The following is a 13,373-nucleotide window of genomic DNA, read 5'->3' on the forward strand; positions in this document are numbered from 1 at the left end:
CTCCCGGACGACTGGCCCGCCCACCCGGACCCGATCCTGGCGCTCAACCGCATGGGCAGCTTCGACTGGGACCTGGACAACGGCCTGTTCCACATGGACGCCCAGGCCCACGAGGTCTTCGACCTGCGCCCCGACGAATACGACGGACGCCCCGAGTCGCTGGCGATCCGGGTACCGCCGCCGGAGGGCTACCGGCTCGACGGTCTCGTCTCCCAGGCCATGAAGGACGGCAGCGAGAACTACGGCGCCTACTTCCGGATGCGGCTGCGCGACGGCACCCTGCGCTGGACCCACACCCAGGGCTACATCCGGCGCGACGAGACGGGCCGCCCGCGCCGGATCATCGGCATCGTCCGGGACGCCACCCAGGAACTCGCCGAGAGCGCGGCCCGCCGTGAGCAGGCCGCCCAGGACGCGGCGCTGCGCCGGCAGACCAACGTCGTGCAGCTCACCACCGCCGCCCTCGCGCACGCCCGCACCGTCCAGGACGTCATCGACGTCCTCAAGGACACCCACGGACTCGTCCATCTCGGCGCGACCAGCCTGGTCATGGGCCTGGTCGAGGCCGGCCGTATCCGGCTGGTCGCGGAGGGCCCCGAGGACAGCTTCGTGCCCGGCACGGAGGTCACCCGGATCGACGAGCCGTACCCGATGGGAGAGGTCGTACGGACCCTCGCGCCGGCGTTCATCGAGTCGCCGGAGGAGTTCGCCGAGCGGTATCCGCTCCTGTGGCAGAACATCACCGAGCTGAACATCACCGCGGCCGCCTATCTGCCGCTGATCGCGCAGGCGCGGCCGATCGGCGCGATGGGCCTGCTCTACAACGACCGGCGGGGTTTCACGGCGGACGAGCGCAATGTGCTCGTCGCGCTCGGCAGCAGCATCGCGCAGAGCCTGCAGCGGGCCATGTTCTACGAGCAGGAGAAGGACCTCGCACAAGGACTTCAGCAGGCGATGCTGCCGCGCGCGATCCCGAGTGTGCCGGGCGCCGATGTCGCCGTCCGCTACCGGTCCGCCAAGCTCGGGCGGGACATCGGCGGTGACTGGTACGACCTGATCCCGCTGCCGGGCGGGCGGGTCGGCGCGGTCATCGGCGACGTCCAGGGCCACGACACGCACGCCGCCGCCGTCATGGGGCAGCTGCGTATCGTCCTCAAGGCGTACGCAGCCGAGGGGCACACCCCGGCCACGGTGATGGCCCGGGCCTCCGTCTTCCTGCACGAACTGGACACCGAGCGCTTCGCCACCTGCCTCTACGCCGAGGTCGACCTGTCGACCGGAGTGGTGCAGGTGGTCAGGGCCGGCCATATCGACCCGCTGGTCCGGCAGTTGGACGGGACGTCCCGCCGTATGACCGTCGTGGGCGGGCTGCCGCTCGGGCTCTCCGCCGAGTTCGGGCGGCTCGAATATCCCGTCTCCACCATCGAACTCGACCCCGGCGAGACCCTGTTGCTGTGCACCGACGGCCTCGTCGAACAGCCCGGGGCCGACCTCGACGACGGCATGCAGACCCTCGCCGCGCTCATCGCCTCCGGCCCCGACGACGTACGCGACCTCGCCGATCTGCTCATCGACGTGGCCGAGGAGCGCGGCGGCGAGGACGACGTGGCGCTGCTCCTGCTGCGCCGGCGCGGCCTCGACGCCCCGCAGTCCGGCGGGCGGCTCCAGCAGCATGTGGCACCCGGCGACTCCGAGGCACTCACCGAGGCGCGGCACATGATCCGGGCCGCGGTCCGCGCGTGGGGCGCGGGCGAGCGTTCCGACGAGGTCGAGCTGGTCGCCGACGAGCTGATCACCAACGCGCTGATGCACACCGAGGGCTCCGCGATCGTCACCCTCAGGGTCCTCAACGGCACCGAACGCCGGCTGCGCGTCGAGGTCGAGGACTCCTCCAGCGCCCTCCCGCGCCGCCGCGAGGCGGGCGAGAACGGTGTCTCCGGGCGCGGTCTGCTCCTCGTCGACCTGCTCACGGACGTGTGGGGCGTGGAGGCGCGCGGCAGCGGCAAGTGCGTGTGGTGCGAGTTCCTGGTCCCGGACCGCACCTGAGCTGACCCCACGGGCCTCTGATGGCACCCTGGACGTATGCCGGAACTCCCCGAGGTCGAAGCGCTGAAGGACTTCCTGACCGAACACCTCGTCGGCCACGAGATCGTACGGGTGCTGCCCGTCGCCATCAGCGTCCTGAAGACGTACGACCCTCCGCTCACCGCGCTGGAGGGACACGAGGTGGTGGCCGTGCGTCGCTACGGCAAGTTCCTGGACGTCGAGACGGCCGGCGGCCCGCACTTCGTGACCCACCTCGCCCGCGCGGGCTGGCTGCACTGGAAGGACCGCCTCCCCGACGGCCCGCCCCGCCCCGGCAAGGGCCCGCTCGCGCTCCGCGTGGCCCTGGAGGACGGAGAGGGCTTCGACCTCACGGAGGCGGGCACGCAGAAACGCCTCGCGGTGTACGTCGTGGCCGACCCGCAGGAGGTCCCGGGCGTCGCCCGCCTGGGCCCCGACCCGCTCGCCGACGACTTCGACGAGACACGCTTCGCCGAACTGCTGAAGGACGAACGCCGCCAGCTCAAGGGCGCCCTCCGCGACCAGACCCTGATCGCCGGCGTGGGCAACGCGTACAGCGACGAGATCCTGCACGCGGCCAAGATGTCCCCCTTCAAACTGGCGTCGTCCCTGACCCCGGCCGAGACCCACACGCTCCACACGGCCCTGCGCACCACCCTGACGGAAGCCGTCGAACGCTCCCGAGGAGTGGCGGCAGGCCGCCTGAAGGCAGAAAAGAAGAGCGGCCTGCGCGTCCACGGCCGCACCGGCGAACCCTGCCCGGTCTGCGGCGACACCATCCGCGAGGTCTCCTTCAGCGACTCGTCCCTGCAGTACTGCCCGACGTGCCAGACGGGGGGCAAACCGCTGGCGGACCGACGGATGTCGAAACTGCTCAAGTAGCTACCAGGGAACAGCGGTCCCGTCCCACGACAGGAACCGCCCCGTAGGCCCGTCGTCCGGCAGCAGCGCCAGATCCACCGCACCCCGCGCCGCCTCCGCCGGATCCCCGTCGCTCGCGGCGGCCCGTTCGTTCAGGTCTGTCGCCCGTAGGCCGGGAGCCAGCGCGTTCACCTTGAAGCCCTCCGGCGCGAGGGACTGGGCGTAGAAGAGGGTCAGGGCGTTGAGCGCCGACTTGGACGAGCGGTACGCGGCGCCCGCTCCGGCGTGGGCGGCGAACTCCCGCTCCGGGTCGGCGCTCCAGGTCAGGGAGCCGGTGCCGCTGGAGACGTTCACGATGCGGGGGTGCTGGGAGCGGCGCAGGGCCGGGAGGAACGCGTTGGTGACGGCCAGGACGCCGAAGACGTTCGTCTCGTACGTACGGCGGAAGTCGTCGAGGGCCGCCTCCGGTGCCGGGCTTCCGCCGGCCATGATGCCCGCGTTGTTGACCAGGACGTCCAGGGCGTCCACCTGGCGTGCGGCCGCCGCGATGCTGTCCGTGTCCGTGACGTCGAGGATCAACTGCCTCGCGCCGCCGCCCAGTTCGGCTACGGCCCGTTCGCCCCGGCCCGCGTCGCGCGAGCCGACGTACACGGTGAACCCCTCGGCGACGAGCAGCCGGGCAATTTCCTTGCCGATGCCTTTGTTGGCTCCGGTGACGAGTGCTGTGGAATCGTTCATGGGGACGACGATTCCGCAGCCGGGGCCGGCGAACCAGGGACAACCGATCCCTGTCAGCCGGAGGCAGGCAGAGGGTGGCCGGACGGCCGTCGGAGGGAGGCAGCGTGACCGGGAAACAGGAGCTGGCCCGATTTCTGCGCGGGCGCCGGGAGTCGCTGGTGCCCGCAGATGTGGGGCTGGCCGGGGAACCGTCCCGGCGGACCCTCGGGCTGCGGCGGGAAGAGGTCGCCGAACTGGCCCACATGTCCGTCGACTACTACGCCCGCCTTGAGCAGGGTCGTGGCCCGCGTCCGTCGCCCCGCATCCTGGACGCCCTCGCCGGGGTGTTCCGGCTGACCCCGGCCGAGCGGACCCATCTGTTCCGGCTGGCGGGGACACCGGTGACACCGCTCGCCGCGCCGGTGCGGACCGTCCGCCCGCACGTGACGGAACTGCTGTGCCGTATCCCGGACACGGCGGCCGTCGTCACCGACGCCACCTACGACGTCATCGCCTGGAACCCGCTTGCGGGTGCCGTGTTCGGCGGTGATTTCGACGCGCGGCCGAACCTGGCGCGTCGGCGCTTCCTGGGGCGGCCCCAAGAGAGTTCCAGCGCCGAGGAGTTCGGTCACATCGTGGTGTCCCGGCTGCGGCGCAGCGCCGACCGCTACCCCCACGACCCCGGACTCGCCCGTCTGCTGGCCGAACTGCGCGCCGGGAGCGAGGAGTTCAGGGCGATCTGGGAGACCGGTCCCGTGCACGCCCCCGGCCATCGCACCAAGACCCTCACCCACCCGAAGGTGGGCCGGCTCCACGTGAACTGCGACGTGCTCACCGTCCCGCACGACGACCAGCAGGTCGTCTTCGTCACCGCGGACCCGGGGACCCCCTCCGCACGGGCCATGCGGCAACTGGCCCTCACGGGCCGGGAGTTCAGTGCGAGGTGAGCCGTACCAACTGCTGTCCGTCGGCCGTCCGCACGTCGTAGTGGTCGATCTCGGTGGGGTGCATCGCCGAGCCCCCCTGCATCGTGATCATCGTCGCGTCGTGCTCGGGCACCATCCAACTCGTCACGGTCTGCTCGGAACCGTCGCGGCCGACGACCACCAGACGACAGGACCGAGGGCCCGCACCGTCCTTGATCTTCAGGGACACATCACTGCCGTAGTTCTCGTTCGCGGCCGTGACCTGCGCCCACACGCCCGACTTCGCGTCGGTCGCCGTGAGTTGCACGGCACCGTCGCCGTGCGCGGCGAGCGTCGCCACCGCGGGACCGCCCACGGCGAACACCACCGAGGCGGCCACGGCGTACAGAAACCGCCGCCGTCCGGTCCGGTGCCGCGAGGCCACCTCGCCGAGCAACCGGTCCAGCAGCCGCGGACCGGGTTGTGCCATGGGGTGCACAGAGCGCGGCGTCGCACGCCGGTACAGCATCAACTGCCGTGAGGCGGGACCGAATTCGGTCACATGAGCCGCGCAACTGGTGCACTCCATGAGGTGATCCTCGAAGCGGAAGGCGTCCGCCTCGTCCAGCACGCCGAGCGCGTACGCGCCGACGTCGCGATGCCTTTCCAGGGACCTCATGCCGAATCCTCGTGCCGTTAGGTGCGGGTGGGGTTACTCCTTGCTCCCATCGGTACGCACCAGACAGTCGAATCACTCAAGGCACACAGAATCCCAAGTAACTGATTCGGAGCGGCCGGGCCCGCGGATTGGTCCCATCTCAAAAAAGATGGATGGCGAGATGGCCGAGCGGCAGACCCAGCTGCCAGGCGGGCGTCCAGACCTTCGGTCCGTCGTCCTCACCGGTCACCGGACCGCCTCCCGGGCCCGGTACCGCGTCCAGATCCGGCGCGAGCAACTCGGTCTCCTCCAGCCAGCGCCAGGCGGCCTCCGCGAGCGCCAGGTCCGGTGCGTCCGCTCCGGATTCGGCGACCTCGGCCGTCAACCTGGACATACGTGTCGCGACCCAGTCCTGCCACGGCTGGTCGTACGCCGTGAGCGAAAGCCAGGTCTCCAACTGGGTCACCACACGGATACCGGACAACTCGCCGTCGGTGTCGGACAGGAAGATGGTCAGCGCCAGCGCGTCCCGACCCGCGCGGAACTCGAAGGACGTCGGCGGCATCAGGTCGCCGGTCCGCAGCAACTCGTCGGCGATGTACTCGGCGTACAACCACGCCATGGGGACGGTGAGTTCACCGCCACCGGTGCCGTCCGTGCTCTCTTGACCTCTGTGCAGCATCCCTTCCTGCCTTCCTCCGGTGCGTGCGCGTCGCCCGGCCCGGGGCTCCGTCAGGAACCCCGAGCCCCCCAGTCCGGAACACGGATGAGGACAGCCGATTACTCAACCGGGTTCTGAGCAAGGCGCTTTACGGAGGTTTGACTAATGAATTGGTTTCACCGCAGGTCGGCCGCATAGCCCGGAAGCACCCGGCGGAGGGCGCGCAGCGCGTAGTACGCGCGGGACTTCACCGTACCGGGCGGAATCCCCAGTGCTGCCGCGGCCTCCGCCACACTCGCCCCGTGGAAATACACCAGCACCAGGACTTCACGGTGCTCCGGAGTGAGTGTCTTCACAGCCTCCCGCACATCGAGCGTCGCCGCCGACCGTTCCGCGTGATCGGCACAGACACGTGCGTTCTCCAGCACCGCGTCCCCGACCTCGGGCGGTCGCGCCTGCCGGGCCCGGCGCGCGTCGATGGCGAGCCGCCGGCCCACCGTCAGCAGCCAGGGCCGTACGGACTCGAAGGCGTCGGCGCGCAGCGCCTCGGGATGCTGCCAGGCCCGTACGAGGGTCTCCTGGACGAGGTCCTCGGCGCGCTGGCGGTCACCGTCGCAGAGCCGGAGCAGCAGCGCGAAGAGCGGCCTGCCGTGCTCGCGCTGCAGTGCGGCGAGCTCGTGCTCGGCGGTCGTTCCGTCTCTGAGCGTGGGTCCGGCCGTCATGGCCGTATGGCATCGCAGGGGGCCGCCCGGGGACAGGGGGCGCACCAGGGGCTTGCGGCGGACGGTCGATCGCGTCGACGAACGGTGCGACGAACGGTCCGCGTCACCCGGCGATCCGCCGCACGCGCACACCGGACGGGTCATCAGAGGCCGGAAGTCGTTTGCGGGGACGGTGAAGTTCATACCTATTGGTGGGTAAATATGACCACAGTGGGGTGAATTGATGATCGCACGCAGACAGCAGGTGGCCGTCGCCGTCGCCGGCATTCTCACCGCGGCCGCCGCCTGCCAGGCCCAGCACCACGACTCGAAGGCGTCCGGCCGCCCGGCGCCCCCCGCCGCCCGCGGCTTCACCCTCGTCGCCGCCGGTGACATCCTCCCGCACAACTCCGTCGTCGACCGCGCCCGCTTCGACGCAGGCGGCGCCGGCTACGACTTCCGGCCCATGCTCGCCCCGGTCCAACCCCTCGTCTCCCGCGCCGACCTGGCGCTGTGTCACATCGAGAGCGTCTACGGCGACTCCACCGGCACCGCGGCCCTCACTTCCCCGCCAGAGGTGGCCCAGGGCCTCGCCGCGACCGGCTACGACAGCTGTTCCACCGCGTCCGACCACAGCCTCGACGAGGGCGCCGTCGGCATCCAGCGCACCCTCGACACCCTCGACCGCGCGGGCGTACGGCACACGGGAACGGCGCGCACCGACGCCGAGGCGCGCGCGGTCACCCTGCTGCGTGCCGGTCCGGCGAAGGTCGCCCACCTCGCCTACACCGCCGACACGAACGGCGTCCCGCTCCCGCCGGCCGAGCCCTGGGCCGTCAACCTCCTCGACCCCGCCCGCGTCCTCGCCGACGCCCGGGCCGCCCGCCGCGCGGGCGCCGACGTGGTGGTCGTCTCCCTGCGCTGGGGCACGGCCGGCCAGAACGCCCCCGACCCGCAACAGCTCGCGCTGGCCAGGGAACTCACCGCCGCCCGCACCGGTGGCCGCCCCGACATCGACCTGATCCTCGGCACCCAGGCCCACGCCCCGCAGGCGTACGAGAAGGTCAACGGCACCTGGGTGGTCTACGGGCTCGGCGACCAGATCACCGGCGAGATGTACGACAACGCGGGCACCCAGGACCCCGGCGGCAACCTGAGCACCCTCGGCCGCTTCACCTTCGTACCGCCCGCCCGGCCCGGTGGGCGCTGGGAGGTGACGAAGGCGGAGTTCGTGCCGCAGCTGTTCGACATCGACGCGGGCCGGGTCGTCGACGTCAACCAGGCGATCGGCCGGGGCGCCGACCTGACGGGCGACCGCGACCGTGTCCGCGAGGTGGTGCTGAGCCGGGGCGCGGCGAAGGACGGGCTGGTGATGGGGAAGTAGCGGACGGTCAGTCCACGTCCACGTGGTCGAAGGTCCGGAGGATCTCGGTGAGGACCCGCACGCACGCGCTGACCTCGGCGTCGGTCAGATCGCCGCCGACCTGGCGGTTCAGGCGGTGCTCGCGGCCGAGGACGGACGTGATGACGGCGCGGCCCTCCTCCGTGAGCCGGATCAGGGAGGACCGCTGGTGTGCGGGGTTGGGTGTGGCCTCCACCCAGCCGTGGACCGACGCCTCGTTGACCATGCGCTGCACGAACTGCCGGCTAAGGGCCTGGGTCCGGCCCATCTGGGGCACCGTCATGGGCCCGTGCTGTCGCAGCAGGTCCAGTACGGCGCGTACGCCGACGGAGACCCCCTCGACCGGTTCGCCCTGCTCGACCTTGCGCAGGGCGCGCCGGTAGAGCGGGCCCACCAGGTCGAACACCTCGGTGAGGCGATGGCCGAGTTCGTCGGGGGAGAGGGGAGCGGAGTCGTTCACGGCCACATCATGACACCTGGGTTGCCAAACTCGGGTCAGGATGACACCTTGGTTGTCATGACAGCTGCTTCGGAACTGAGCTTCTTCGCATCTGCCGACGGGGACCTGGCCTACCGCGACGTGGGCACCGGCGACCCCGTGGTCCTCCTCCACTCCGGCTTCGCCGACCACCGTGTCTTCGACGACCAACTGCCGTCCCTCACCGCCGACTTCCGCGTCATCGCGCCCGACATCCGGGGCCACGGCTTCTCGGCCAACGCGAGCAAACCGTTCCGCTGGGCCGACGACCTGGCCGGACTCCTGCGCCACCTCGGCCTCGGGCCGGCGGTCCTGGTCGGCCTGTCCATGGGCGCGGGCGTCGCGACCGACACCGCGCTGGAACACCCCGAACTGGTCCGCGCGATCGTCGTCAGCGGCGGCGGCACCAGCGCGTTCGAGTACAAGGACCCGGAACTGCTGGAACACACGGCCCGCGCCGGGCAGTTGCTCGCCACCGGCGACATCGCGGGCTGGCTCGACCAGTTCACGCAAGGGGTGGCAGGCCCGCGCCGCACGGTGGCCGAGGTCGCCCCGTCGGTCATCCGCCGCCTGCGCGAACTGACCGCCCACACGATCTCCAAGCACACCCCGGGCGAGAAGGACTGGTACGTCCCGCCGGCCGACCCGTGGTCGGGCGTCCCGAAGCTCGACGTCCCGGTGCTGGCCATCCACGGCGCGGCCGACTGGCCCGACAGCATCGCCATGGCGGAACGCCTCGCCCGGACGGTCCCCAACGGCCGCTCCACGACCATCGAAGGCGTCGGCCACTACCCGAACATGGAGAAGCCCGAGGAGTTCAACACGATCCTCGGGCAGTTCCTGCGCTCCCTCTGACGGCTCCCTACGGTCTCTGCGGCTCTCTACGGCACCACCGTCACCGGCCACCGCCCCGCCTTCACCAACCGCACCGCCACCGAGCCGATGATCCGGTGGCCGGCCTGTTCGGAGGCGCCCACGATGACCGCGTCCGCCTTGAGCTGGTCGGCCGCCTTGACCAGGCCGCCGTAGGGGTCGCCGCGGAACGTGTGGAATTCCCAGCGGATGTCGAATATCCCCTTCACACGCTCGGTCTCGTTGCGGATCTGGGCGACCAGGTTCTCGGCGATCTCGTCGGTCGTGTCGGCGACCGGTGCCCCCATGGCCGCGCCCGCCGCCAGCACCGGCTGCACGTACACGAGGGCGAGCAGTGCGCCCTGGCGCCTGGCCAGCCCCGCGGCATAGGCCGCGGCCCGGAGGGAGGACTCGGAGCCGTCCACCCCGGCCACGATCACCTTGGGCCCGTCCGTGCCCCGCTCGAACTGAGTTGAGTGCTGTTCCGTCACGGCCGTGAGGCTATCGGAACCCGCAGGTCCTGAACCCGCCCGGGAGCGCTCGACGGGCGCGCCGCCCGCCCTGTTCCTACAGTCGGAACCATGACTGCCACGGTGGAGGCCGCCAGACCCAAGGACACCAAGGGGCCGATACGGCCGCCCGGCAACAGCTTCCTCAGCCGGGTGCCCGAAGGCTTCGCGACCTTCTTCGGCGCCCTCGGCCTGCTCTGCGTCCTGCTCGCCTTCATCGCCCCGCTGCGCCGCGTGCTGCGCCCGGTGGTCCGCTTCCTCGACCTGCTGATCGTCCCCGTCAGCGCCAACCTCGCCTACGCCGTCTTCCTCTTCCTGCTCGCCGCCGCGACCGCCGCCCGCAAGAAGATCGCCTGGTGGCTGGTCGTCGTCTACCTCGGCCTGCTGGTCCTGACGGATGTCCTGGGCGTGGCCCTCGGCCTGTACGCCGAGTCCCTCCCGTCCCTCATCGTGTGCGTCCTGCTGCTGGTCCTGCTGGTCGTGGCACGCGGACAGTTCTACGCAGCCTCCCGCCGCGCGGCCGTACGACGGGCCCTCGGCGTCCTCCTCGTCGGGCTCGCCGTCGCGATCCTCGCCGGCTGGGGACTGGTCGCCCTGTTCCCCGGCACCCTCCCGACGAGCCAGCATCTCGGCTGGGCCGCCGACCGGGTCTGCGGCGGCCTGGTCTCCACCCACTCCTTCGACGGCCGCCCGCCCCGCGCCCTGTACTTCCTCCTCGGCCTCTTCGGCGCGCTCGCCCTGCTCAACGCGGCCACCGTCCTCTTCCGCTCCCAACGCCTCGAAGCGGCCCTGCACGGCGACGAGGAGGACCGCATCCGCGCCCTCCTGAAGACCTACGGCGGCCAGGACTCCCTCGGCTACTTCGCCACCCGGCGCGACAAGGCCGTCGTCTTCTCGCCCAGCGGCAAGGCCGCCGTCACCTACCGCGTCGAGGCCGGCGTCTGCCTCGCCAGCGGTGACCCGGTCGGCGACCGCGAGGCGTGGCCGCACGCCATCGCCGCCTGGCTGGGCCTGGCCCGCCGCCACGGCTGGGCCCCCGCGGTGATGGGCGCCTCCGAGGACGGCGCGAGAACCTTCGCCCGCGCGGGACTCGGCGCCCTCCAGCTCGGCGACGAGGCCATCCTGCACGTCGCCGACTTCGACCTCGCAGGACGCGACATGCGCGTCACCCGGCAAGCCGTGAGCCGCGTCCGCCGCGCCGGCGCCACCTGCCGCATCCGCCGCCACGCCACCCTCACCGACACGGAGATGGAGGAGGTCGTCGACCGCGCCGACGCCTGGCGCGACACCGAGACCGAACGCGGCTTCTCCATGGCCCTGGACCGCCTCGGCGACCCGGCCGACGGCGACTGCCTCCTCGTGGAAGCGCTGGACGAGGACGGCAAGTTGCTCGCCCTGCTCTCCCTCGTCCCCTGGGGCACCGACGGCGTCTCCCTCGACCTGATGCGCCGCGACCGCACCGCCCCCAACGGGGTCATGGAGTTCATGGTCGCCGAACTCTGCGCCGCCGCACCGAAGTTGGGCGTCCGCCGGATCTCCCTCAACTTCGCCGTGTTCCGCTCGGCCTTCGAGGAGGGCGCCCGCATCGGCGCGGGCCCGGTGCTCCGCCTGTGGCGCCGCCTCCTGCTGTTCTTCTCCAAGTGGTGGCAACTGGAGGCCCTTTACCGCTCCAACGCCAAGTACCACCCCGAGTGGTACCCCCGCTTCATCTGCTACGGCGAGACCGCCTCCCTGGCCCGCATCAGCCTCGCCTCCGGCATCGCCGAGGGCTTCGTCTCCGTACCGTCGCTGCGCCAACTCTGGGGAAAGGGGCACCAGAAGAGCGGACCGCGGCCCGCGACCACCGCGGACCTGCCGCCCCTGTCGGCGCTCGGCCTCGACAGCGAGGACGAGGCCGACGGTCCTGAGAGCGGCCTGCCCGAACAGGTCCGCGTCCGCCACCACAAGCTCGACCGCCTCCGCGCCGCCGGCATCGACCCCTACCCGGTCGGCGTCCCGCAGCGCACCCACACCCTCGCCGAGGTCCGTGCGGGGGGCCAAGTCACCGTCGCGGGGCGGGTGATGCTCGTGCGCGACCTCGGCGGCATCGTCTTCGTCACCCTGCGCGACTGGTCCGGCGACCACCAACTCGCCCTCACCCGCGCCGAGTCGGGCCCCGGCCTCGACCGCTTCACCGCCGACACCGACATCGGCGACCACATCACCGCCACCGGCCGCGCGGGCACCAGCGACAAGGGCGAACCCACCGTCTTCGTCACCTCCTGGCAGCTCACCGGCAAGTGCCTGCGCCCGCTGCCCGACAAACACCGCGGCCTCACCGACCCCGAGGCCAAGGTCCGCATGCGTTACCTCGACCTCGTCGCGAGCCCGGAGGCCCGTGACGTCGTCCGCGCCCGCTCCACCGCCGTACAGGCCCTGCGCCAGGGCCTGTTGGAGCGCGGCTACCTGGAGGTCGAGACCCCGATGCTCCAGCAGATCCACGGCGGCGCCAACGCCCGCCCCTTCACCACCCACATCAACGCCTACGACCTCGACCTCTATCTGCGCATCGCCCCCGAGCTGTACCTGAAACGGCTCTGCGTCGGCGGCATGGAGAAGGTCTTCGAGATGGGCCGCACCTTCCGCAACGAGGGCGTCTCCTACAAGCACAACCCCGAGTTCACGATGCTGGAGGCCTACCAGGCGTACGCCGACTACGACGTGATGCTCGACCTCGTCCGCGAACTCATCCAGGATGCCGCGACCGCCGCCTTCGGCTCGCCCGTCGCCCGCAAGGACGGCCAGGAGTACGACATCTCCGGGCCCTGGCCCGTCAAGACCGTCCACGGCGCGATCTCCGAGGCGCTCGGCGAGGAGATCGACGCCGACACCGAACTGGCCCGCCTGCACCTCCTCTGCGACCGCGCGGGCGTTCCGTACGGCGCCGACGACGGGCGCGGGGACGTCGTACTGGAGATGTACGAGCGACTTGTGGAGGAGCCGACCCGGCTGCCGACCTTCTACAAGGACTTCCCGACCGACGTCTCCCCGCTCACCCGCCAGCACCGCACCGACCCGCGGCTCGCCGAACGCTGGGACCTCGTCGCCTTCGGCACCGAACTCGGCACCGCCTACTCCGAACTGACCGACCCCGTCGAACAGCGCCGCCGCCTCACCGCCCAGTCGCTGCTCGCCGCCGGGGGAGACCCCGAGGCGATGGAACTGGACGAAGACTTCCTCGACGCTCTCGAATACGCGATGCCGCCCACCGGAGGACTCGGCATCGGTGTCGACCGACTCGTCATGTTCCTCACCGGTCTGACGATCCGTGAGACGCTCCCGTTCCCCCTCGTCCGGCGCCGCTGAGCGCGCGAACACTGGGCCGGGCGGGTGTTTTCCTGCCGCCGCACCGGTGTTGCCGTGGGGCGGCGGTGTCCTGCCGGGCGACTGATGAGTCATGAAGAAGGATCAGTCGCTCACGCGCCGACGGGCTCTGCTCGCCGGCGCCGCTGCCGTCGGGGCGGCCGGCACCGCCGGTCTGCTGTACTCCGGACTCGCGGACGACGCCCCCGCCAAGGCTGCCGCC

General features: G+C 71.4%; 12 protein-coding genes. 6 read left to right on the top strand and 6 right to left on the bottom strand.

Going from position 1 to position 13,373, the window contains the following annotated elements; translation table 11 throughout:
- Together AC31A1_RS32270 and AC31A1_RS32275 are read left to right on the top strand one after the other, a co-directional pair.
- Positions 1-2,046: SpoIIE family protein phosphatase (locus AC31A1_RS32270; protein ID WP_489656719.1), on the top strand; the 2,046-nt coding region annotated here is incomplete at its 5' end.
- Positions 2,047-2,082: 36 nt separating this feature from the next.
- Complete coding sequence (locus tag AC31A1_RS32275; protein WP_489656720.1) at positions 2,083-2,946, top strand: Fpg/Nei family DNA glycosylase; 864 nt, start codon at positions 2,083-2,085, stop codon at positions 2,944-2,946.
- Here AC31A1_RS32275 and AC31A1_RS32280 read toward each other — a convergent pair whose 3' ends face one another.
- The gene (locus AC31A1_RS32280; RefSeq protein ID WP_489656721.1) at positions 2,947-3,663 is read right to left on the bottom strand and encodes an SDR family oxidoreductase; all 717 of its coding nucleotides are present in this window, start codon (positions 3,661-3,663) and stop codon (positions 2,947-2,949) included.
- Positions 3,664-3,767: 104 nt separating this feature from the next.
- Here AC31A1_RS32280 and AC31A1_RS32285 point away from each other — a divergent pair, with 104 nt between their 5' ends.
- Positions 3,768-4,589 carry a helix-turn-helix transcriptional regulator gene (locus tag AC31A1_RS32285; protein ID WP_489656722.1) on the top strand — a complete coding sequence of 274 codons (822 nt, stop codon included), beginning with the start codon at positions 3,768-3,770 and terminating at the stop codon, positions 4,587-4,589.
- On the opposite strand, the gene AC31A1_RS32290 is transcribed toward AC31A1_RS32285, so the two are convergent.
- From AC31A1_RS32290 to AC31A1_RS32300, 3 genes are all read right to left on the bottom strand, one after another.
- Positions 4,576-5,226 (bottom strand): zf-HC2 domain-containing protein, encoded by a 651-nt coding sequence (locus AC31A1_RS32290; RefSeq protein WP_489656723.1) that lies wholly within the window; start codon positions 5,224-5,226, stop codon positions 4,576-4,578. The two genes, AC31A1_RS32285 and AC31A1_RS32290, sit on opposite strands and share 14 nt — an antisense overlap.
- Before the next feature lie 139 nt (positions 5,227-5,365).
- On the bottom strand, positions 5,366-5,887 hold the full coding sequence (locus AC31A1_RS32295; protein WP_390164816.1) for a hypothetical protein: 522 nt from the start codon (positions 5,885-5,887) through the stop codon (positions 5,366-5,368).
- A gap of 155 nt (positions 5,888-6,042) precedes the next feature.
- Positions 6,043-6,588 (bottom strand): sigma-70 family RNA polymerase sigma factor, encoded by a 546-nt coding sequence (locus AC31A1_RS32300; RefSeq protein WP_033279046.1) that lies wholly within the window; start codon positions 6,586-6,588, stop codon positions 6,043-6,045.
- A 223-nt stretch (positions 6,589-6,811) separates the two neighbouring features.
- Here AC31A1_RS32300 and AC31A1_RS32305 point away from each other — a divergent pair, with 223 nt between their 5' ends.
- Positions 6,812-7,951, top strand: a complete 1,140-nt coding sequence (locus AC31A1_RS32305) for a CapA family protein (protein WP_489656724.1) — start codon at positions 6,812-6,814, stop codon at positions 7,949-7,951.
- 7 nt (positions 7,952-7,958) lie between these two features.
- On the opposite strand, the gene AC31A1_RS32310 is transcribed toward AC31A1_RS32305, so the two are convergent.
- Positions 7,959-8,429, bottom strand: coding sequence for a MarR family winged helix-turn-helix transcriptional regulator (locus AC31A1_RS32310; protein WP_489656725.1), 471 nt, complete (start codon positions 8,427-8,429; stop codon positions 7,959-7,961).
- Positions 8,430-8,486: 57 nt separating this feature from the next.
- Here AC31A1_RS32310 and AC31A1_RS32315 point away from each other — a divergent pair, with 57 nt between their 5' ends.
- Positions 8,487-9,302, top strand: a complete 816-nt coding sequence (locus AC31A1_RS32315) for an alpha/beta fold hydrolase (RefSeq protein ID WP_489656726.1) — start codon at positions 8,487-8,489, stop codon at positions 9,300-9,302.
- A 26-nt stretch (positions 9,303-9,328) separates the two neighbouring features.
- Here the strand turns inward: AC31A1_RS32315 and AC31A1_RS32320 are convergent, their stop codons facing one another.
- Complete coding sequence (locus AC31A1_RS32320; protein ID WP_489656727.1) at positions 9,329-9,790, bottom strand: universal stress protein; 462 nt, start codon at positions 9,788-9,790, stop codon at positions 9,329-9,331.
- A gap of 90 nt (positions 9,791-9,880) precedes the next feature.
- On the opposite strand from AC31A1_RS32320, the gene lysX reads away from it, so the two are divergent.
- On the top strand, positions 9,881-13,153 hold the full coding sequence (lysX, locus tag AC31A1_RS32325) for a bifunctional lysylphosphatidylglycerol synthetase/lysine--tRNA ligase LysX (protein ID WP_489656728.1): 3,273 nt from the start codon (positions 9,881-9,883) through the stop codon (positions 13,151-13,153).
- The last annotated feature ends 220 nt before the right edge of the window (positions 13,154-13,373 follow it).

The organism is Streptomyces sp. P5F9 (assembly GCF_057961495.1).

What these genes read in the sequence shown, in the direction of transcription:
- AC31A1_RS32275 (WP_489656720.1), top strand. Translation starts at nt 2,083, where the DNA reads ATGCCGGAACTCCCCGAGGTCGAAGCGCTGAAGGACTTCCTGACCGAA.
- AC31A1_RS32280 (WP_489656721.1), bottom strand. Translation starts at nt 3,663, where the DNA reads ATGAACGATTCCACAGCACTCGTCACCGGAGCCAACAAAGGCATCGGC.
- AC31A1_RS32290 (WP_489656723.1), bottom strand. Translation starts at nt 5,226, where the DNA reads ATGAGGTCCCTGGAAAGGCATCGCGACGTCGGCGCGTACGCGCTCGGC.
- AC31A1_RS32295 (WP_390164816.1), bottom strand. Translation starts at nt 5,887, where the DNA reads ATGCTGCACAGAGGTCAAGAGAGCACGGACGGCACCGGTGGCGGTGAA.
- AC31A1_RS32300 (WP_033279046.1), bottom strand. Translation starts at nt 6,588, where the DNA reads ATGACGGCCGGACCCACGCTCAGAGACGGAACGACCGCCGAGCACGAG.
- AC31A1_RS32305 (WP_489656724.1), top strand. Translation starts at nt 6,812, where the DNA reads ATGATCGCACGCAGACAGCAGGTGGCCGTCGCCGTCGCCGGCATTCTC.
- AC31A1_RS32315 (WP_489656726.1), top strand. Translation starts at nt 8,487, where the DNA reads ATGACAGCTGCTTCGGAACTGAGCTTCTTCGCATCTGCCGACGGGGAC.
- lysX (WP_489656728.1), top strand. Translation starts at nt 9,881, where the DNA reads ATGACTGCCACGGTGGAGGCCGCCAGACCCAAGGACACCAAGGGGCCG.